Source organism: Hanstruepera flava (assembly GCF_023634025.1).
GTDB classification, from domain to species: Bacteria; Bacteroidota; Bacteroidia; order Flavobacteriales; family Flavobacteriaceae; genus Hanstruepera; species Hanstruepera flava.
Genome location: NZ_JALJCW010000006.1, coordinates 48,676 through 70,238, shown reverse-complemented (window position 1 = coordinate 70,238; position 21,563 = coordinate 48,676). Strand labels below are relative to the sequence as shown.

The following is a 21,563-nucleotide window of genomic DNA, read 5'->3' as shown; positions in this document are numbered from 1 at the left end:
TCAAGCATTGTTAGTTTAGCAAAAATACAAATTACTAACGTTTATCCTAAAGCAAATAGTATTTAAAAAACTTTTGGAAAATATATGATTACACCTACAATTATTGCTGTAATAGCCATAATAAAAACGGCTCCTGCAGAAATATCTTTTATCAATCCAATTTTTGGATGCTTTTCTGGGTGAATAAAATCTGCCACTTCTTCAATAGCTGTGTTAATGCCTTCTATGGCAATAATTAATCCTATGGTCAGGCATTGAATTATCCATTCCATTTTGGTCAGTTCAAAATAAAAACCCACAAAGGTCATAGCGATACCTATAAATACTTGAATCTTAATACTGGCTTCAGTTGTAATTAAAATCCACGCTCCTTTGAAAGCATATATAATACTTTTTAATCGATTGACTAAAAAAGATTCTTTTTTAAGCATTTAAGCATCTAAGCATTTAAGCAATTGACTATTTAAGAGCTTTAAGTGCAGCTTCGTAATCAGGTTCTTGTCCTATTTCTGGAACTTGTTCAGTATAGATTACAGTTCCTTCTTTGTCCAATACAATAACACAACGCGACAGTAGTGCATCAAAAATGCCGTTGTTCATCATTAAACCATAATCTTTTCCAAAAGCACCTGTTTTAAAATCAGAAAGCATAACAACGTTTTCCAAGCCTTCAGCGGCACAAAATTGCTCTTGAGCAAATGGTAGGTCTCTAGATATGCAAAGAACTTTAGAGTTTTCTAAACTACTAGCTTGTTGATTAAAGTTTCTTACTGAAGCTGAACAAACACCGGTATTAACACTTGGAAAAATGTTTAGTATTAATTTGGAACCTAAAAAATCTGATAGTGTTTTGGTTGATAAATCTATTGCCACGAGTTTAAAGTCTTTAGCTTTTGTTCCTACTTGTGGAAGTTCTCCAGATGTTGTAACAGCGTTTCCGCCCAAAGTTATATTTGCCATAATTTGCTTTTAATTTTAAACTATAAAAATAACAATAAAAATGTTGATTAGCTAAACGAATTCTAATCTCATTTCTCTTATAAGTTTTATCAATTTAGATATAACATTTCAAAATGAGCAACAAATTTTTTTTTGAAAGGTAATTGCTAACTTTATGGAATTAGAATATGATTAATCAATAATTAAACAATTAAATAGTATGGACAATTCAACCAAAGGTAAATGCCCTTTTATGCATGGTGCAAATACATCAACTGAAAAAACGGTTACAGAGTGGTGGCCCAATACGCTAAATCTTGATATTTTACATCAACACGATAGTAAAACCAATCCACTTGGAGAAAATTTCAACTATCAAGAAGAATTGAAGAAATTGGATGTTGCTGCATTAAAGAAAGATTTAACGGATTTAATGACTGATAGTCAAGAATGGTGGCCTGCAGATTGGGGACACTATGGAGGTTTGATGATTCGTATGGCATGGCATGCTGCTGGTACATATAGAATTTCCGATGGTCGTGGAGGTGGAGGCACAGGGAACCAACGTTTTGCACCGTTAAACTCTTGGCCAGATAATGTGAGTTTAGACAAGGCTAGACGTTTACTTTGGCCTATCAAGAAAAAATATGGCAATAAAGTAAGCTGGGCAGATTTAATTATTCTCGCTGGTAATATTGCTTATGAGAGCATGGGATTAAAAACCTATGGTTTTGCTTTTGGTCGTGAAGATATTTGGCATCCGGAACAAGATATTTATTGGGGAGCTGAAAAAGAATGGCTGGCTCCAAGTGATGAACGTTATGGTAGCGTTGACAATCCAGAAACTATGGAAAATCCGTTGGCGGCTGTACAAATGGGATTGATTTATGTAAATCCTGAAGGTGTTAACGGAAAGCCAGATCCAATAAAAACAGGAGCACAAGTTCGTGAGACCTTTAAGCGTATGGCTATGAACGATGAGGAAACCGTTGCGTTAACAGCAGGAGGTCACACCGTTGGTAAGATGCACGGAAATGGTGACGCTAGTATTTTAGGTCCAGACCCTGAAGCAGCTGATGTAATAGAACAAGGTTTTGGTTGGTCTAACCCAACTAAAACAGGTGTAGGCCGTGACACGGTGACTAGCGGTATTGAAGGCGCTTGGACAACGCACCCAACTAAATGGGACAATGGTTATTTTGAAATGCTATTTGGTCATGAATGGGAATTAACAAAAAGTCCAGCAGGTGCTTGGCAGTGGGAGCCTGTAAGTATCAAGGAAGAAGATAAGCCGGTTGATGTAGAAGATTTCTCAATTCGTCATAATCCAGCTATGACAGATGCGGATATGGCCATGCGAATGGACCCGGTTTATAGAGATATTTCATTAAGATTTAAAGATGATTTTGAAGGATTTTCAGATGCTTTTGCCCGAGCATGGTTTAAGTTGACGCATCGTGATATGGGACCAAAAGACCGTTGGTTTGGACCAGAAATACCAAGTGAAGATTTAATTTGGCAAGATCCAGTTCCTAAAGGCAAAAAAGATTATGATGTTAACGCTGTAAAAGCAAAAATTGAAGCATCTGGATTATCTATTTCTGAAATGGTATCAACCGCTTGGGATAGCGCTAGAACATTTAGAGGTTCTGATTTTAGAGGTGGTGCCAACGGAGCTCGTATTCGTTTAGCGCCTCAAAAAGATTGGGAAGGTAATGAACCCGCTCGTTTATCTAAAGTGATTTCTGTTCTTGAGCCTATTGCTACCGAATTCGGTATTAGTATCGCTGACACCATTGTATTAGCTGGTAATGTAGGTGTTGAAAAAGCCATTCAAAACGCTGGGATGAATGTAAATGTTCCTTTTTCTCCAGGCAGAGGTGATGCTACTCAAGATATGACTGATGTTGAGTCGTTTGAACCTTTAGAGCCTTTAGCTGACGGCTTTAGAAATTGGCTGAAAAAAGACTATGTTGTTAGTCCAGAGGAAATGTTGCTTGATCGTGCGCAATTAATGGGATTAACTGCTCCAGAAATGACAGTTTTAATTGGTGGTATGCGTGTTATGGGAACTAATCACGGTGGAACAAAACATGGTTTATTTACGAATAATGAAGGAGCCTTGACCAACGATTTCTTTGTTAACTTAACGGATATGTCTAATAAGTGGAACGTAATCAATGGTATTTTTGAAGTATGTGACCGTAAGTCTGGTGAAAGAAAATGGACTGCAACACGTATTGATTTAGTATTTGGTTCTAATTCTATTTTAAGATCTTATGCTGAAGTTTATGCGCAAGATGATAACAAGAAAAAGTTTGTAGAAGATTTTGTAGCAGCTTGGGCTAAAGTAATGAATGCCGATCGATTTGATTTAAAATAATAAAACTAATAAATAAAAAGCCTGCTCAATTGAGCAGGCTTTTTTTATTGTTAAAGTTAACATCAATTAGTTAACATGCTTTTCTAAAAATTCAGCAACGCCTTCGTGTGTAGCTTGCATACCAGTTTTACCTTTATTCCAGTTAGCTGGGCAAACTTCGCCGTTTTCTTCAACAAACTGTAAGGCATCAACCATACGTAATGCTTCATCAACATTTCTTCCTAATGGTAAATCGTTTACAATTTGATGACGTACGATACCTTCTTTATCAATTAAGAATAAACCTCTGTACGCTATTAATTCGCCATCAGCTTGTAACATATCATTTTCATCGTAAAAATAGTCACCAGCTAAAACATCGTAGTTTTTAGAAATGGTTTTATTTGTATCGGCAACTAAAGGATATTTAACACCTTTAATACCACCATTATTTTTGTCTAATTGCAACCAACCCCAATGTGATTGTTCAGTATCTGTAGAGACACCTATTACGGCAGTGTTTCTAGCTTCAAATTCAGCTAATTTTTCTTGGAATGCGTGTAATTCCGTTGGGCAAACAAATGTAAAATCTTTTGGATAAAAGAATAATACAACGTGTTTTTTACCAATGAATTGCTCCAAAGAAAAATCTGATACAAATTCTCCACCATTTACTACTGCTTGTGCGTTAAATTGAGGCGCTTTTTTTCCTACTAATACAGCCATTTTTAATTTATTTTTTTATGTTAAAAATTAATTTTCGGGTGCAAAGATACATATTACGATTTCCTTGACAATGCATTAGTATTTTAAAAATTTATGTAACGATAACTTAAGCCAATTTACCTCTTAATTGTTTGATTTTAATATTGAATGCAGCAAAAATCAAAGTCATAAAAGGACTTAACCAATTAAAAATGGCGAAGAAAAAATAATCTACAACAGGAACACCTAAAACACCACTTTGGTATGCACCACAGGTATTCCAAGGTACTAAAACAGATGTCACAGTCCCTGAATCTTCCAAAGTACGGCTTAAGTTTTCTGGAGCCAAGCCTTTATCTTCATAAGCTTTTTTAAACATTTTACCAGGTACAACTATAGCAAGATATTGATCGGATGCTGTAACATTCAGTGCCAAACAACTGGCTACAGTGCTCGCAAATAAGCCAAATGTGGAAGAGGCTAAACTTAACAAGGCAGCACTAATTCTAGATAAAGCACCAATAGCATCCATAACACCGCCAAAAACCATGGCGCAGATAATAAGCCATATAGTTCCCAACATGCCAGACATACCACCAGCAGTAAACAAATCATTCAATTCGGCACTGCTTGTTTCAACTGCTGTATCAACTGTCATGGCATCCATAACACCACGATAAGCGGATTGAAAAGTCAGTGAATCTGCTCCAGCAATTTTCAAAACGATATCGGGCTGTGCTATAATGGCAGCAATTCCACCAAGAAGCGTACCTATTAATAAAGCAATTAGTGGTGATGTTTTCTTGATTATCATTAATATGACAACTACTGGAACTAAAAACAACCAAGGTGAAATATTGAATGCAGACTTGATGGCGACCAATTTGTCTGAAATATCAGGAGTTCCTGTGGTATCAATATTTAAGCCAATTATAATAAATACAATTAGCGTAACTGTTATTGTTGGAATAGTAGTGTAAGCCATATACTTTATGTGGTCAAATAGCTCGCCACCAGCCATAGCAGGAGCCAAGTTAGTGGTATCACTTAAAGGGGACATTTTGTCTCCAAAATACGCTCCAGATAATACAGCACCAGCAGTCATTCCTAAAGAAATGCCTAAAGTTTCACCAATACCAATAAGGGCAATACCAACGGTTGCAGATGTGGTCCAGCTACTTCCCGTAGCAATAGAAATAATGGCACAAATAATAACACATGCTGCTAAAAAAATGGTTGGATTTAAAATTTGTAGACCATAATAAATCATAGTGGGAATAATACCGCTTATCAGCCAAGTTCCGGCTAAAGCTCCAACCATAAGTAATATGAGTAAAGCACCCGTAGTAGATTTTACATTTTCGGCAACTTCATCTAGCATTTGCTTGTAAGATACTTTATTGAAAAAGCCAACTACTGCTGCAACTGCTGCACCTAGTAGTAATATAAACTGATTACTACCGCTTAAGGCATCGTCTCCATAAACAAAAAACACATTAAAAAACAGCATAGCTATCAAAGCAAATACTGGAATTAATGCTTCCCAAATATTTAATTCTCTATTTTCAACTATAATTTCATCTTGTGGTTCTCTAGGTTTGATGTCTTGACTTTCCATAAAGGATTATTTGGTTTATTTTTGTGAATTGTAATGTTACGATTTTCATATAAAGTATGCAAATGCGGTTAATTATAGCATTATTAGGATTTTATGGATTCACTTACCCAAATTGTATTAGGTGCTGCGTGTGGAGAAGCAGCTTTAGGAAAGAAAATTGGTAACAAAGCATTGTTATTTGGTGCTATTGGTGGCACTATACCTGACTTGGATGTATTTGTTGGTAGTTGGCTTTTTGGAAACAAAATAGACGCCATGCTTTATCATAGAGGATTTATGCATTCTATTTTGTTTTCGGTATTGGGAGCTTTTCTTTTTGGGTGGCTTTTTTACAAGATGTACAATACAGGGAAACGGAAACATACCACAATTTTAAAAGATTGGATTTGGTTGTTTTTCTTGTCATTATTTACGCATCCTATTTTAGATGCATTTACACCCTATGGAACACAGCTTTTTACGCCTTTTAGCGACCATAGAATAGCGTTCAACAATATTGCTGTGGTCGACCCTATTTATACTATTCCTTTTCTGCTATGTATACTAGTAATGATGTTTTTTAAACGAAACTCTAAAGTAAGGAAATTATGGTTGAAACTTGGTTTAGGTATTAGTTCCGTATATATGTTGTTTACGTTACTGAATAAAATTTATATCGATTCAATATTTAGATCGTCATTACAAGAGCACGGGATTACTTATAATAGATACTATACACAACCTACAATTTTTAACAATGTTTTGTGGTATGGCACTGTTGAAAAAGAGGATTATTATTTAGCAGGATATTATTCTTTGCTGGATGAAGGGAATCGCTTTTCAGACTGGGTAAAAATACCAAAGATAAGAGATTTGACACCTGAAGATTATCAGCGTGTTGAGAGGTTGGCTTGGTTTAGTAATAACTATTACAGTATCTATAAATTGGAAGACAACTTGTATAGATATAATGATTTGCGTTATCCATTGGCAGATAAGAATAACCCTAATTCATCAGTATTTAGTTTTCAACTTTATGATAAAGAGGGAGAGTTAAGCATGAAGCCTTTTGAGCGCAGTGAGGAAAAAGTGTCTGAAGCACTTTCAGAACTATGGGAACGCCTTAAGGGTAAAACAAATAACGCTTTAGGTAAGGACTAAAGCGTTATTATAAATTATGTAAACGTCTGTATTTAAATTAATTCAGCTTGCTTTTTATCATCTAAAATGGATAATTCTACCATACAGGCTTTCATCATTTCAAATGTACGTTCAATATCAGCATCTAAACCAATTGAGAAGCGAATAAGGCCATCACTTAATCCCATTTCAGCTTGTTCGTCTTCTGGAATTTCTGAAGAGGTAGAACTTCCTGGAGCACTAAACAATGTTTTATAGAACCCAAGGCTTACGGCTAAATAACCAAGATTTTTTTCTTGCATAAGCTCCATTAAAGCATTGGCTTTATCCAAAGAACCAACGTCTATTGTTAACATACCTCCGAATCCGTATTGTGGATTCATCATAGATTTAAACAACTCATGAGAAGGATGTGATTGTAATCCAGGATATACTGTTTTTAAGCCCATGTTCTCAAATTTTTCGGCTAAATACATACCGTTTTTACTGTGTTGTTGCATACGAATATGAAGGGTTCTTAAGTTTTTTAAAACAGATGCTGCTCTTAAACTATCCATGGTTGAACCCAATAACATGCAAGCACCATCATTAACATTTCGTAAATCGTTAATAAACTCTTGAGTACCACAAATAACACCTCCAACGGTATCAGACGATCCATTAATAAATTTGGTTAAACTGTGTATCACGATATCTGCTCCTAATTGAACCGGTGAAATTGATAAAGGAGAAAACGTATTGTCTACAACTAATTTCAAATTATATTTTTTGGCTAATTCAGATAAGCCTTTAATGTCTGCAACCTCTAATAGCGGATTACTGACCGATTCGCAGTATAATATTTTGGTGTTCTTTGTAATTGCAGCTTCCACCACATCTAACTTGGTAATATCTACAAAGCTGGTTTCAATATTAAAACGAGGTGTGAAATTTTTAAGAAACGCATACGTACCACCATAAATAGTCCTACTGGAAACAATATGGTCACCAGCTCCACAAAGTTGCAAGATAACTGGTGCTATGGCTCCCATTCCAGATGCCGTTACATGAGCTGTTTCGGTGCCTTCCATAGCAGCTAAAGCTTCGCCTAAATATAAATTGGAAGGTGAGGAGTGACGTGAATACAAATAACACCCATCTGCATTACCTTCAAAAGTATCGAACATGGTTTTGGCCGATAAAAAGGTGTATGTAGATGAATCGGAAATAGAGGGATTAACACCTCCAAATTCTCCAAAATATTGTAAGTCTTGTATGTTGTTTGCGGGTTTAAATGCCATGATTTACTGTGTTTTAGTTATAATTGATGTAAAAATCGTTAATTTTAGATAATTAATCAATAGTATTGTATATTTTTAGAAAATAAAACTACAATTAGTTCTAAATATAGTTTTAAAGTAATATATTTGATTGTAGCCTCAGTTTATAACGAAAAATTTTCAATTCATGCATTTAGATCAAACAGACATGAAGTTATTGGGTTTCCTTCAAGGCGATTCCAAACAAACCAATAAAGAATTATCAATCAAGTTAAATCTTTCTGTTACAGCGGTTTATGAACGTATAAAAAAACTAGAACGTGAAGGTGTGATTTCGGGTTATGTGGCTTTAGTTGATAAAGCTGTTGTTAATAAGGATTTTGTTGCTTTTTGCCATATAAAATTGGTTAAGCACTCTCAAGAGTATGTTGTTAAATTTGAACAAGAAGTAGCTAACTTAATGGAAGTTGTGGAATGTTATCATATTAGTGGTGACTATGATTACTTATTGAAAGTTTTAGTTAGTGATATGGAAGCTTTTAGAGAGTTTATGGTTAATAAACTAACATCCATAAATCATATTGGTAGTACCCATAGTATGTTTGTCATTAACGAAGTTAAGCATACTACAGCAATAAATATTTAGACATGAAAAGTTCAAATTACAAACTCGGTGAATTATTTATAGTTTTTGTTTTGTTTCCCATTAGCTTGGTGTTGGATTACGCTATTTGGATAAAGTTTATTTTAGGAATTCTTGGGTTTGCTTATGTTGTATTTATTTTAATTCGAGTAGAGAAGAGTTCCTTAAAAATTAGAAAGGATATTAACTGGAAGTTATTTTGGCAAAGAACTCTAGTTAAGTTCATGCTAATTATGGTATTAACAACTGCTTTTGTTTGGTTTACAGATAAAGAAAACCTGTTTGTAGTAGTAAGGACAAAACCTCAATTTTGGGTATTCATACTTTTTATTTATAGCTTGTTTTCAGTATATCCACAAGAGGTATTGTATCGCACATTTTTCTTTCAACGCTATGAAAGTTTGTTTACCAATAATAGGTTATTTCTTTTTGTAAATGCCATTGTCTTTTCATTAGGGCATTTATTTTTTAAAAACACTTTGGTTCTTGTAATTACCTTTCTTGGCGGACTACTTTTTGCATTGACATTTAAAAAAACACGTTCCACATTTTTAGTGTCTGTAGAACATGCCATTTATGGTTGTTGGCTGTTTACGGTTGGTATGGGTGAAATGTTAGGATTCCCGTCTTAAGTATTCACAAAAAATTCACACAATCTCATTCGTAAATCATAAATCATTATCGTACTTTTGTACTCGTTTTAATAATTTCAGAATAAAAACAATCATATGAATTCTTACGATGTAGCCATTATTGGCTCTGGACCTGGAGGTTATGTAGCAGCTATACGTTGTGCGCAACTAGGTATGAAAACCGCAATAATCGAAAAATATGCAACACTTGGTGGCACTTGCCTTAATGTAGGCTGTATTCCTAGTAAAGCCCTTTTAGATTCGTCGCACCATTACGAAGATGCTGTAAAACATTTTGAAGAGCATGGTATTGAAGTTCCAGGCGATATTAAAGTGAATTTAGAAAAAATGATTGCAAGAAAGCAAGCCGTAGTCGATCAAACTACTGGTGGAATTGATTTCTTAATGAAGAAGAATAATATTGATGTTTATCAAGGTTTAGGCAGTTTTAAAGATGCCACGCATATTACAATTTCTGGTGATGAAACAACTGAAATTGAAGCCAAAAACACCATTATTGCTACAGGCTCAAAACCGTCAAATTTATCGTTTATCAATATCGATAAAGACCGTATCATTACATCAACCGAAGCTTTGAAACTAAAAGAAATTCCAAAACACTTAATCGTTATTGGTGGTGGTGTTATTGGTTTAGAGTTAGGTCAGGTTTACAGACGATTAGGTGCTGAAGTTACGGTTGTAGAATATATGGACCGTATTATTCCAACAATGGATTCAGGATTGTCTAAAGAGCTTAACAAAGTCTTTAAGAAAGCAAAATTTACCATGAACGTGTCTCACAAAGTGAAGTCGGTTGAGCGTGTAGGAGATGAGGTAGTTGTTAAAGCCGATAACAAAAAAGGAGAAGAAGTTGAAATAAAAGGTGATTACTGTTTAGTATCTGTTGGGCGTCGTCCATATACAGATGGTTTAAATGCTGAAGCAGCTGGTGTAAAATTAAACGATAGAGGACAAGTTGAGGTTAATGAGAATTTACAAACATCAGCCAGTAATATTTACGCTATTGGTGATGTAGTAAAAGGTGCCATGCTAGCACATAAAGCTGAAGAAGAAGGGGTTTTTGTAGCTGAAACTATTGCAGGGCAAAAACCACATATCGATTATAATTTAATTCCAGGCGTGGTTTATACGTGGCCAGAAGTAGCTGCTGTTGGTAAAACTGAAGAGCAACTTAAAGAAGCTGGTGTAGATTATAAAGTAGGTCAATTTCCAATGCGTGCATTAGGACGTAGTAGAGCGAGTATGGACTTGGATGGTTTTGTAAAAATCCTTGCCGATAAAAATACAGATGAAATTTTAGGTGTTCACATGATAGGTGCACGTGCTGCCGATATGATTGCTGAAGCTGTAGTGGCTATGGAATACAGAGCCTCTGCTGAAGATGTTTCCAGAATGTCTCATGCGCATCCAACATTTACAGAGGCTATCAAAGAAGCGGCTTTAGCTGCTACCGATGATCGTGCATTGCATATTTAGTCAAAAAAGGATTGTCACCTCGAGCGGAGTCGAGAGGTCTTAATAATAAAAGCGAACCAAATGGTTCGCTTTTTTTGTTTTTAACTGTTTATAGCTTGAACACGAATTCTTTAAATAAAATTTTAACTTTCGTTAGCAAAAATTATAAAATCAAATGGCAAAAACTGTAACAAAATATTCAATTTTTATTGCTTCACCTTCTGATTTAGAAGAAGAAAGAATTGCCATTGAAGAGGTGACAAAAGAATTAAATTTGACATTCTGAGTTAAACAGAATATAATAATTGATTTAATTAAATGGGAAACTCATTCAGCACCTGGAATTTCTGAAATTCATCCACAAGAGCTTATAAATAAGGATGTAGGAGATGATTATATGAGAGTGTGGAATCTCTTCCAAGAATTCAAAAAGATTTAAATATAGCCAAGAAAAAATTACTAAACCAACTAGAAGATTTAATTGACAAGTTAAGGAAATCAATAAGTTTAACGACTGAATTTTCTAATGAAATTGGAAATAAAATTGATGATTTGAACATTCAATCTAAAAAATAACTCATGCTAACAAAAACCATCAGTAATTTTTTGTCATAACTTAATTTTGACAAGATCACTATAAACAAAACTTGCTTTTCTTCTTAATACCGCTCCAAAACCTTTAACACCTCTTTTTTATAACTCCTGCTAATGGTTAAGGCTTGGTTGCCAACTACAACATGCTCGTTGGTAAACGACGAAATATTGGCAATAGAAACAATAAACGAGCGGTGAATACGTAAGAAATCGGTTGTGGGTAATTTGGCCTCAATGGCTGTTATGGTTTCTCGCGTAACTATGGTTTCCTTTGGTAAGTGTATTTTAATATAGTCGCTGTAGCTTTCAATATAAACAATGGCATTAAAGTCAATTTTAATCATACGTCTATCAGATCGTACAAACATAAACGCATTGGTTTCTTGTGGTTTTAAGCTTTCTTGTTGCGTGTTTTTATACACTTCAAAATAGGTGTTTACAGCTTTTAGCAGTCGCTCAAACGAAATGGGTTTCAATAAATAATCAACCGCTTGTAGCTCAAATCCTTCCACAGCATAATCGCGATAGGCTGTTGTAAAAATAATCTTGATATCACTGTTTATGGATTTAGCAAAAGAGATGCCGCTAATATCAGGCATGTTAATATCTAAAAACACCAAGTCAATGTCGTGGCTGCGAATAATATTAAAGGCTTCCATAGCATGACTGCAACTGGCAACGATTTTTATGTTATCAATTTTTGATACATGCGAGCTAATAACTTCGCGTGCTATAGCCTCGTCATCTACAATTAAACAGTTTATATTCTTATGGGTTGACACTTATTTGGTTTTTAAATGTAGTTCTACTTTAAACGATTTGTCGTTATTAATAATATTTAAATCGTACTTATTTCTGTAAAGCAATTCCAATCGCTTTTCAATGTTTTTTAGTCCGATGCCATGTAATGGTGTATCATCAGTCTTAAAACTAGTGTTTTCAATTAAAAATGAAATCGTATCAGCATGGGAAGTCAGCTTAATTTTTATTGTTAATACACCTTCCATTAAACTACCGTGTTTAAAACTGTTTTCAACAAAGGGTAACAACAACATAGGCGCAATTGTGGTGGTGTCGTTAACGTTTTCATAATCAAAGATAATATTTAAGGTGTTGTTGAAGCGCATTTTTTCAAGCTCGATATAATCTTCAATATGTTGAATTTCGTCAGTTAATAATACAAATGGTTTATTGGCCTGATAGAGTAGGTAGTCGAGCAGATTTGATAGCTTTAAAATCATCTCTGGTGTTTCATCGGCTTTTTTAAGGGCAAAGCCATACATGGTATTGAGTGTGTTGAACAGAAAATGCGGATGTATTTGCATTTTTAAATAGTTCAGTTCTTGTTCTTTAAGCTTTAGTTGGGTTTCCAGAATTTTAGTTTCAAGAGCCTTGGTTTTTTTAGCGTGGCTTAAATTTATTCGCATTAGTTTAAAGGCACTTACTATTACCACAATTAAATACACACCCGAAGCTACTATAATGATATTTTGAGTAAGCGGATTCATATTGGAGTATTCAAAACCAGCTAGGTAAATCAGACTAAAAAAAACGGAAACCACTATTAAATATGTAGATACTATTAAGGTGTAAACACTATAAATTGCAAAAAGCCAATAGCGTTTTTTAACTAAATAGTCAGGTATGAGTTTATAGATGGAAACATAGGTTGTTGCCATTGTAATGGGCATTAAAAACAATGAAAACAGTAAAGTGTCTTGATAATTTGACGTATTTGAATCGAAGAAATACGTAAAAAACAGCAACACACAGCACCAAAACAGCGTGTGCAATACTCCTTTAAAAACTAATTTCTTGATTAATTGTTTTAACATCATGATAGACTGTTTACAAGTATACAACGAATTTTCGCTAGAATGTTAATTTTATAGACAGATAACAAGATTAGGTCTGGTTTCTGCATTTTTGTTTTCTACAGTGCTAAATAGGTTAACTATCGCAAAACCATAATTTTATTTTCAAAAACGCCATAAGTTTGAATACATTAACAAAAAAACAAAAATTATGACTTTTCTATTTCCGTTTTTATTTAGTCCATTTACAGATGGAGGTCCTGTAATGATGTCTCTAATTACAATATGTTTAATCTTGTCTGTAGTCTTTTTAATAAAAGGTTTTACAAGTTTAAAATCAAATGCTGGACAATCTAAAAAAATGCTCCGTCTAGCTATAGACAGCAGTTTGTTAGGTTTAGTAATTGGTTTTTTTGCATCTATTTTAGGGCTAATTACGGCTTTTGATACGGTTGAAGCCATGGGTGATCCTGACCCATCAATATTTGCTGCCGGACTGAAGGTTTCCTTAATTACAGCAACTTATGGTTTACTAACGTTTATTATAGCAAGAGTTGGTATTCTAATTTTAAAAGGCTTACAAAAAGATTAATCAACAAAATTAAATATATCAAAATGCGAACAGTTTTATATGTAATTATTGGCTTTGTTTTACAACACACTATCTGCGCCCAATCGGACTATTTGTATCAAATAGGAAAAAAAGATAGCGTCTATTCTAATATTCTTAATGAATCTAGAGATGTTTATGTTCAACTGCCCTATAGTTATAATGCAAATTCAAAAGAAAAGTACCCTGTTATTTATATTTTAGATGGCGATGTACTGTTACCAACGGTCGTTAATGTTCACGATTATTATAGTGGTGGTTTTATGCCAGAAATGATTATTGTAGGTATTTCTAATGCCGAAAACAGAACTAGAGATTTAACGACTTCAAAAATCACATCAAGACGCGGAATGCCTTATAATGAAGAAAATGGTGAGGCAAAACATTTCTTGTCCTTTATAAAAACAGAGCTCATTCCGTACATAGAAGACAAATACCCAGTAACCAATTACAGAACGTTAATTGGGCACTCGTATGCTGGATTATTTACTATATATACCATGTTAAATCAACCAGATTTGTTTGCAAATTATATAAGTATCGATCCGAGTTTAGATTGGGATGATCAAAAAATTATGAAACAAGCTAAATCAGATTTTCTGAATAAGAATTTCACCGGAAAGGGTTTATTTATGTCTTTAGGTGGACAATTGCACATGCAGGATTCTAATATAACTATAGATAACGTTATGCAAGATACTTCTGATTATACTTTGTTTGCACGTTCTAATATTGAATTGTCCCAATTTATTAACACAAATGAATCAATCGGACTTAATTACGAATGGCAATTTTATCCTAATGATTTACATGGCACTATTCCACAACCGTCTATTAAAGATGGTTTGATATCACTTTTTCAGTGGTACCAAATGGAAAATACGGATGCAATAAATAATCCTGAAACTGAATTAGCTGAATTGCAACGTATTATTGAGCATCGTGCAGAGAAACTGGAAAGGCACTTTGGCTATGTGGTGCCACCTTATCCTGAAGATCTTTTAAATATGTGTGGATATATGAATATGGAAATGAAACAGCAGGATAAATCTAAACTATATTTTGAAAAAGCTATAGCGTATTACCCTAATAGTGCCAATGCCTACGATTCCATGGCAGATTATTATGAAACGCAAGAGGACTTCGCAAAAGCCTTAATATATGCTAAAAGTGCTTATGAAATTAGTGGTAATGACTACCATAAGGCTAAAATTGAGAAGTATGAGAATAGGTAGTAAAAACGTTTAGCTATAAAATTAAAAGCGATCAAGAGGTCGCTTTTTTTATGCAATTAACTGAAAATGATGTTAATGGAATTGTTTAAATCTTTTCTAAAAACGTTAAATGTAAAGTTGTGTAATACATAAAATTTAAAGATATTACACCTTGATTAATAGTGTAATGCAGATAATCAATTTGACTTTCAGAGCGAACTTATGTATGGTAATAAGTTATTGTTAGGAAGGTTTTGAAGACTAATGCGATTATTTGCGAATCCCTTGCCAGTGGGCAGGGGATTTTTTTGGTTAACTTTATAGGTCAAAAAAAGCATTAACTTGATTTTGAAAACTAATTTTAAGAACTTCGCCTGTCACTCTAATAAAATACATAATGTGAATATAATGCGATTAATCATATTCTTTATTGTATCAGCTATTATTGCCGGATGTAATCAAAATGAAAACAAGTTTAAACCCTCACAGTTGTCCTCACTAGCAACAAAAGAGGTGATGATCTTGGGAGTCTATCATTTTAATAACCCTGGAATGGACACTTACAACCTGGAAATTGATGATTATTTTACAAAAAGGCGACAGGCCGAAATTCGGGAGGTTGTTGATTTGTTGGTTCAATATAAACCAACTAAAATTTTTGTAGAATTTTCACCTTCCCAACAAGCTAAACTAGACAGTCTGTTTAGTCTGTACATAAATAACCGCTTGTCACTAAAAGACATTAAAGATGGGCAAAACGAAGTTTATCAAATAGGATTTAAGTTAGCTAAACTACTAAAGATTAAAGAAATCATAGCAGTAGACCGTCATGGAGCATATTTAGCTCCTTATGCAGATTATATTGCAGACACGCTTTCAATAAAATCGTATCAAGAATACAATACAGATTACAAAATTCAAATGGATAAGCGACAAAAAAACTTCATTAAGAATACAGTAAGAGAAAATCTTGTTTATCTGAATGATTGGCAGCAAATCTTGAATAATCACAATTACTACAACAACGTAGCTATTTCTGTAAAAGATACTTCAGATGTGTTGTTTAGTTATAAAGAGATTGAAAAGGAAATTGATGGACTTCCGTATAAAATGCGCTCTTTTGATTTTAATAACATTGGCGTAGAAGTAGCAGCTGAATGGTACAAGCGAAATTTATTCATTTATCGTAACATTCTTGAACATACAAAAGAAGGTGATAGAGCTTTAATCATTTTTGGCAGCGGACATGTTAGACATTTGAAGCAATTCTTTGAAGATAACCCAGAGTTTAATCTTTACGAAGTAAATAACCTTTTAAATAATTAAGAGTACAAGGCTTGGATTTTAAAGCTGGAAAAAGCGAACTTCGTTTATCATGAGATATTAGCCAAATGCGCTTACTTGTTTTATATTATAACGATATCATAACAAGTCGTTGTAAGCAATAAATCTAGAACCGTTTAACTATCTATGGAGATTTATCTTGACATCACAAAAAATATAATAGAACAATTCGATCGTTACTTTAACTTCACAAAGACAGATAATGGACTAAAGCCAAATCCTGCGATCATTGAGGGTGATGTTGTCAAGTACATTCAGTTTCCTGGAGAGCTTGAATTTCATCATTTTGGCAATGCACCGTTCAAAGTTCCTATTTCGATGACCTCGGTTAATCCTATCGACACTAAATGGTATGTTATCCATATCAACCTATCAAGAATAAAGCAAGAGAAAAAGGTTGGCGGTAAAGTCATTCATTTTCAAAAGCACCTCCCAATCGGTATTTTGCTATATGGGCCAGACCTTAAAATAGAAACTCAAATACCACCTCATGTAGAATCTGAGGTAGCCACTATCCGTTTTAGCGACACTTTCTTAAGTTCTTACTTTGAGGATTGGAAGGATTTAATTGATCGAGATAAAAGTCTAATCTACGAAGATTTAGATCCTGTTTTAGACAAGAAGCTTTCATTAGCGTTAGCTGCCATGGATAATAAAATTAAATGCCATAGACTCGTTCTCGATTTCGTACAGCAGTTCTTTAAAAAATTGAAAAGTCATAAAAAAGGTATAAACCCGGGAAAACTGCACCCAGAAGACCTTAAAAACCTATTCAAAATTTCGACAATTCTCAGGAACCCTACCAATAATCAAATCCCTGCCATTTCTGATTTGGCCAAAATGGCGCATATGGGACCTTCCAAGTTCAAGAATGCATTTAAACAAGTTTTTGGTTTACCGCCTTTTGAATACAGAAACAGGGTACGCATGGAATTTGCTATGGAGGAAATTCAACATAATGCTAAAAGCCCTACTGAAGTGAGCTATTTATTGGGTTATTCGCATCCATCTAGTTTCACCAAGGCCTACAAGAAATATTTCGGACGTCTACCTTCTTGTAAAAATTAATTTTTGGCTGACAGCACTATTAAAGTGGCTTTTAGCATTAAATCTCATTTGTTATCATGGTTTAGCTTGCATTAAAATTTTAAATCATGAAGCATTTAATTATCATTTATGCAGTTTTGGTAGTTCCCATTACCGCTCATTCGCAACAGGTCAATCTTTCAACAACAAACCTTGAAGAAAGAAATAAAAGAATTGCTCGTAATTTTTATCAGGATCTTTGGTTCACTAATAATACGGACAAATATGCCAAATACGTGGCAAGTGAATATGTTGTTCATGACATAGGAGACCGTAAGGGTGTCACTGAACCTGCTATAGAGCAAAAGTATATTGCTGATTTCTTTTGGAAAAACGTAGAACTTGGAGGTCAAATCAATTATCAAGTCGCAGAGGGCGACCTAGTTGCTACACATTGGACAGCTACAACGGAAAGCACCAAAACAATTCTAGGGAGATTTATTGCCGCAGAACCTTTTTATATAATTAATGTAATGAGGTTTAATGAAGAAGGTAAAATAGTTGAGTTTTGGAATCAGCGTCATGACATCGACACACCACAAACGTTGAAATTTACATTAAAGGGATTAATGATTGGATTGTTAATCGCATTAATTCCAACATTTATAGCCATTAGAATGAAACGAAAATTAAAAGTGATTCAAAAACAGTAAAAACTACCCATATTAATGTGCACAAACAATATCGGATTACGTTCAGATGTAAACCGATTTTGCTTTTATATAAGGCCCTGTAATATGCCGATGTGCAAGTGATTCCGTTACTGCTCAAACACGAACCGATAAACAAAACCAAAAAATCACTTGCGTTTATTCCGCTTATTGTCATTCCTGCGTAGGCAGGAATCCAGTTTTTATATCAATCAATTAAATAAGACCAATCTTTTGATAAATCATCCCAATCAGGATTATCTACTTCAATTAAATTTATTTTCCATTGGCGCTTCCATTTTTTCATATTCTTTTCACGTTTAATGGCGTCGTTAACATATTGAAAGGACTCAAAATACATCAATTTGTTTAATCCATATTTTTTGGTAAAACCTTCTACTAGTTTGTTTTTGTGCTCAAACACACGTCGCTCTAAATCATTTGTAACGCCAATGTATATTGTGCCTTTGTATTTGTTTGAAAGTATATATAGGTAGTATTGGTGAATGTTTTTATGCATTCTTCTAAATTAGTAATTTTCTGAAAATGGATTCCTGCTGGAATTTATCCTGAGCGTAAGTCGAAAAGTAGGAATGACAAAGTAATGTCTTGTTGTCTTCACAAGAATGACATGAGGTTAGTGTTGTTGAGTGCCTAATATTTGTTGATTAACTCTGTTAAATCTCTGGATTCCTGCCTACGCAGGAATGACAAAACCTTGAGTGTTATTGACTTCGTAGGAATGACAGCAGTATTATTTTCTTTTATTCCGTTTATTATAATTCTTATCACCTCTAGTTTTAGGCTTTTTATACTTTTTGGCAATTTCTCGTTTGTATGAGCCACCTAGATTAACCTTTTTATTTTTATCCTTCTTTTCATGAAAGGCTGGACCAACTTCGTCGTCAAGCTTTCGTTTTAACGGATTGTTGCGTTCCTTTATTTGAGGCCGTTCTTCTTCAATCAATTCGGTTGAAATAGTAACTTCATCAGGAAAAGGAATTTCTGGAATAGTCATGTTCATCAACGACTCAATACGCTCTACAGCTTCAGTTTCCTTTTCGGTATGGAATAACAGAGCGTTACCTTTTCTTTCGGCACGACCCGTTCTACCAATTCTGTGCATATAGTTTTCTGGGAAGTTTGGCGTATCAAAATTAATAACATGCGAGATGTTGTCAATATCCAAACCACGTGCCATAACATCGGTTGCTACCAAGATGCGATGCTCGCCTTCCTGAAATTGCTCTATGCTGCGTAAACGATAGTTTTGCGTTTTGTTGGAGTGTATTACACAGGTTTCATTGTGAAACTGTTCTTCAAGCGCATCAAATAAACGGTCAGCCATTTTTTTATAGGCTACAAACACCAAAACTTTATTATAAGTCTCGTTATCTTTCAGTAAATGAACCAATAAATTAAGCTTGGTGTAAAAATTAGGAACGGTATATTTAGTTTGAGCAATATTCTCTAAAGGTGTTCCAGAAACTGCAATAGAAACCCGTTCTGGAGCAATAAAAAAATCGGTAATTAAATCATCAACATCTTCAGTCATGGTTGCCGAAAACATGATGTTCTGCCTTCGCTCTGGTAGAATATCAAAAATATTGATGAGCTGGTGTCTAAAACCTAAATCTAGCATAACATCAACTTCATCAATCACTAATTTCTGAATAGACTTTAGTTGTAATACGCGACTTACAGCTAAATCATATAAACGTCCAGGTGTTGCAACAATAATATCCAAACCTTGGGCAACTGCTTGCTTTTGGGTGTTGATGTTAACACCTCCATAAACACCCAAGACACGAACATTAATATATTTAGCTAGTTTTTCAATTTCTTCAACAACTTGAACAACCAACTCTCGTGTTGGAACCAATACCAAAACACGCGGATTGTCTTGCTTTGAAAATTTTAAATTTCGAAGTATAGGCAGCATATAGGCAAAGGTCTTTCCAGTTCCGGTTTGTGCTATACCAACAACATCTTTTCCAGACGCCACCACATTAAATGCTTGTTCTTGAATAGGAGTAGGTGTTACAAAACCTAAATCATCCAACGCATTGTATAATGGTGTGTTTAATTTTAAATCGTGAAAAGTAGTTTTCTGTTCCATAGTGCAAAGGTAATTTTTTATAATAGAGTTTTAGGCTTGTTAATGCCTACAATTATTCAGTAATTTGTGATGAACAATAATTAGTGAGAAAAAGCCAAACATATCAGGTTGAAAATCTTGAAGCATTCAAGATTCAAGTTTTGCAATGGAGTCAACAATTTCGGGAAGTTGTCTGGATGGATTCTAACCATTACGAGCAAAAATATTCTAGCTTCGATGCTATTTTGGCGGTAGATGCCTTTACCAGTATTCAAACCGATTATGTGGAGACTTTTGAAAAGTTAAAAGACTATCAAAGTGCTACAACCGATTGGATTTTTGGCTACTTAACGTACGATTTAAAAAACGCTACTGAAAATCTGGAGTCTAATAATTTTGATGGATTACAGTTCCCAGATTTGTTTTTTTTTCAACCACAAAAACTATTTTTAATTAAGGATAACAAAATAACCATGTCTTACCTGAATGTGGTAGCTGATGAAATAGAAACAGATTTTAAAACTATTACAAATTTTAATGCTAGTGTTCATGATGAAAAAAGTTCAGTAAAAATAAAACTGCGGATGCATCGTGATGAGTATTTTAAGAAGTTGAACACGATGTTGGAACATATTCATCGAGGTGATATTTATGAGGCTAATTTTTGTCAAGAGTTTTATGCGGAAGACACACAAATTAATCCACTAGACACGTATTTGAAACTTAATAACATTTCAAAACCTCCTTTTGCCACCTTTTTAAAACTGGATGATAAATATGCTTTGTCAGCTTCACCAGAACGGTATTTAAAAAAAACAGGAAATAGTATAATATCGCAACCTATAAAGGGCACGGCAAAGCGTTCGGATAATTTAGAAGAGGACAATAAGCTTAAAGCGGTATTGTTTCAAGATGAAAAGGAACGTTCAGAAAATATTATGATTGTAGATTTGGTACGAAACGATTTATCAAAAACAGCATTAAAAGGAAGTGTTCAAGTAAGTGAGTTGTGCAAGGTGTACACGTTTAAGCAAGTCCATCAGATGATTTCTACCATAACTTCTGAAATTGATAGTAAAACGCACCCTGTTGATGTTTTAAAAACTACATTCCCTATGGGTAGTATGACAGGCGCACCTAAAGTTTCAGCTATGAAAATTATTGAAGAGCTTGAAGAAACGAAACGTGGGTTATACTCGGGAGCAATGGGTTATTTTTCGCCCCAAGGTGATTTTGATTTTAATGTAGTTATAAGAAGTATACTCTATAACGATACCAACAAATATGTTAGTTATTCTGTTGGAGGAGCAATTACAGCTAAAAGTGATATATTAAGCGAATACGAAGAGTGTTTAGTGAAAGCAAGAGCTATGAGAGAGGTTTTAGAAAATTAAAGCTTA

Annotated in this window: 20 protein-coding genes; 11 read left to right on the top strand and 9 right to left on the bottom strand. The window is 34.2% G+C overall.

The annotated features are described in order from the left end of the window. Positions 1-62: 62 nt before the first annotated feature. Both MTX13_RS13960 and tpx read right to left on the bottom strand, forming a co-directional pair. Positions 63-431, bottom strand: a complete 369-nt coding sequence (locus MTX13_RS13960; RefSeq protein WP_250437073.1) for a diacylglycerol kinase — start codon at positions 429-431, stop codon at positions 63-65. A 28-nt stretch (positions 432-459) separates the two neighbouring features. Beyond that, entirely contained in the window at positions 460-960 is a 501-nt protein-coding gene (gene tpx, locus MTX13_RS13955) for a thiol peroxidase (protein ID WP_250437072.1), read from the bottom strand. A gap of 199 nt (positions 961-1,159) precedes the next feature. Between tpx and katG the strand changes: the two genes are divergently transcribed. Further along, positions 1,160-3,322 carry a catalase/peroxidase HPI gene (gene katG, locus MTX13_RS13950; RefSeq protein WP_250437071.1) on the top strand — a complete coding sequence of 721 codons (2,163 nt, stop codon included), beginning with the start codon at positions 1,160-1,162 and terminating at the stop codon, positions 3,320-3,322. 66 nt (positions 3,323-3,388) lie between these two features. Here the strand turns inward: katG and MTX13_RS13945 are convergent, their stop codons facing one another. Together MTX13_RS13945 and nhaC are read right to left on the bottom strand one after the other, a co-directional pair. Further along, the gene (locus MTX13_RS13945) at positions 3,389-4,027 is read right to left on the bottom strand and encodes a peroxiredoxin (protein ID WP_223034185.1); all 639 of its coding nucleotides are present in this window, start codon (positions 4,025-4,027) and stop codon (positions 3,389-3,391) included. Positions 4,028-4,133: 106 nt separating this feature from the next. Beyond that, complete coding sequence (nhaC, locus tag MTX13_RS13940) at positions 4,134-5,624, bottom strand: Na+/H+ antiporter NhaC (protein ID WP_250437066.1); 1,491 nt, start codon at positions 5,622-5,624, stop codon at positions 4,134-4,136. Positions 5,625-5,717: 93 nt separating this feature from the next. Here nhaC and MTX13_RS13935 point away from each other — a divergent pair, with 93 nt between their 5' ends. After that, complete coding sequence (locus MTX13_RS13935; RefSeq protein WP_250437065.1) at positions 5,718-6,764, top strand: metal-dependent hydrolase; 1,047 nt, start codon at positions 5,718-5,720, stop codon at positions 6,762-6,764. Positions 6,765-6,796: 32 nt separating this feature from the next. Here MTX13_RS13935 and MTX13_RS13930 read toward each other — a convergent pair whose 3' ends face one another. Beyond that, positions 6,797-8,023, bottom strand: coding sequence for an aminotransferase class I/II-fold pyridoxal phosphate-dependent enzyme (locus tag MTX13_RS13930; protein WP_250437064.1), 1,227 nt, complete (start codon positions 8,021-8,023; stop codon positions 6,797-6,799). 166 nt (positions 8,024-8,189) lie between these two features. Between MTX13_RS13930 and MTX13_RS13925 the strand changes: the two genes are divergently transcribed. The 3 genes from MTX13_RS13925 to lpdA all read left to right on the top strand — a co-directional run bounded on the left by MTX13_RS13925 (position 8,190) and on the right by lpdA (position 10,774). Further along, positions 8,190-8,648: an Lrp/AsnC family transcriptional regulator gene (locus tag MTX13_RS13925; protein ID WP_250437055.1), complete on the top strand. Its 459-nt coding sequence runs from the start codon at positions 8,190-8,192 to the stop codon at positions 8,646-8,648. Positions 8,649-8,650: 2 nt separating this feature from the next. Then, positions 8,651-9,277 carry a CPBP family intramembrane glutamic endopeptidase gene (locus tag MTX13_RS13920; protein WP_250437053.1) on the top strand — a complete coding sequence of 209 codons (627 nt, stop codon included), beginning with the start codon at positions 8,651-8,653 and terminating at the stop codon, positions 9,275-9,277. Between the two features lie 96 nt (positions 9,278-9,373). Then, positions 9,374-10,774, top strand: coding sequence for a dihydrolipoyl dehydrogenase (gene lpdA, locus MTX13_RS13915; protein WP_250437051.1), 1,401 nt, complete (start codon positions 9,374-9,376; stop codon positions 10,772-10,774). A 638-nt stretch (positions 10,775-11,412) separates the two neighbouring features. Here lpdA and MTX13_RS13910 read toward each other — a convergent pair. After that, a complete protein-coding gene (locus MTX13_RS13910) occupies positions 11,413-12,129 on the bottom strand; it encodes a LytR/AlgR family response regulator transcription factor (RefSeq protein WP_250437049.1) in 717 nt (238 codons plus the stop codon). Beyond that, the gene (locus tag MTX13_RS13905; protein WP_250437047.1) at positions 12,130-13,185 is read right to left on the bottom strand and encodes a sensor histidine kinase; all 1,056 of its coding nucleotides are present in this window, start codon (positions 13,183-13,185) and stop codon (positions 12,130-12,132) included. A gap of 187 nt (positions 13,186-13,372) precedes the next feature. On the opposite strand from MTX13_RS13905, the gene MTX13_RS13900 reads away from it, so the two are divergent. From MTX13_RS13900 to MTX13_RS13880, 5 genes are all read left to right on the top strand, one after another. Next, the gene (locus tag MTX13_RS13900; protein ID WP_250437045.1) at positions 13,373-13,753 is read left to right on the top strand and encodes a MotA/TolQ/ExbB proton channel family protein; all 381 of its coding nucleotides are present in this window, start codon (positions 13,373-13,375) and stop codon (positions 13,751-13,753) included. Between the two features lie 23 nt (positions 13,754-13,776). Continuing rightward, the gene (locus tag MTX13_RS13895) at positions 13,777-15,006 is read left to right on the top strand and encodes an alpha/beta hydrolase-fold protein (RefSeq protein WP_250437043.1); all 1,230 of its coding nucleotides are present in this window, start codon (positions 13,777-13,779) and stop codon (positions 15,004-15,006) included. A gap of 387 nt (positions 15,007-15,393) precedes the next feature. Then, positions 15,394-16,311 carry a DUF5694 domain-containing protein gene (locus MTX13_RS13890; protein ID WP_250437041.1) on the top strand — a complete coding sequence of 306 codons (918 nt, stop codon included), beginning with the start codon at positions 15,394-15,396 and terminating at the stop codon, positions 16,309-16,311. 144 nt (positions 16,312-16,455) lie between these two features. Next, entirely contained in the window at positions 16,456-17,397 is a 942-nt protein-coding gene (locus MTX13_RS13885) for a helix-turn-helix domain-containing protein (protein WP_250437038.1), read from the top strand. A gap of 86 nt (positions 17,398-17,483) precedes the next feature. After that, positions 17,484-18,068 carry an ester cyclase gene (locus tag MTX13_RS13880; protein WP_250437037.1) on the top strand — a complete coding sequence of 195 codons (585 nt, stop codon included), beginning with the start codon at positions 17,484-17,486 and terminating at the stop codon, positions 18,066-18,068. Between the two features lie 205 nt (positions 18,069-18,273). Here MTX13_RS13880 and MTX13_RS13875 read toward each other — a convergent pair whose 3' ends face one another. Both MTX13_RS13875 and MTX13_RS13870 read right to left on the bottom strand, forming a co-directional pair. Beyond that, positions 18,274-18,585: a GIY-YIG nuclease family protein gene (locus MTX13_RS13875; RefSeq protein ID WP_250437035.1), complete on the bottom strand. Its 312-nt coding sequence runs from the start codon at positions 18,583-18,585 to the stop codon at positions 18,274-18,276. Between the two features lie 234 nt (positions 18,586-18,819). Next, positions 18,820-20,184 carry a DEAD/DEAH box helicase gene (locus tag MTX13_RS13870; protein ID WP_250437034.1) on the bottom strand — a complete coding sequence of 455 codons (1,365 nt, stop codon included), beginning with the start codon at positions 20,182-20,184 and terminating at the stop codon, positions 18,820-18,822. Between the two features lie 83 nt (positions 20,185-20,267). Here MTX13_RS13870 and pabB point away from each other — a divergent pair, with 83 nt between their 5' ends. After that, a complete protein-coding gene (gene pabB / locus MTX13_RS13865; RefSeq protein ID WP_250437032.1) occupies positions 20,268-21,557 on the top strand; it encodes an aminodeoxychorismate synthase component I in 1,290 nt (429 codons plus the stop codon). The last annotated feature ends 6 nt before the right edge of the window (positions 21,558-21,563 follow it).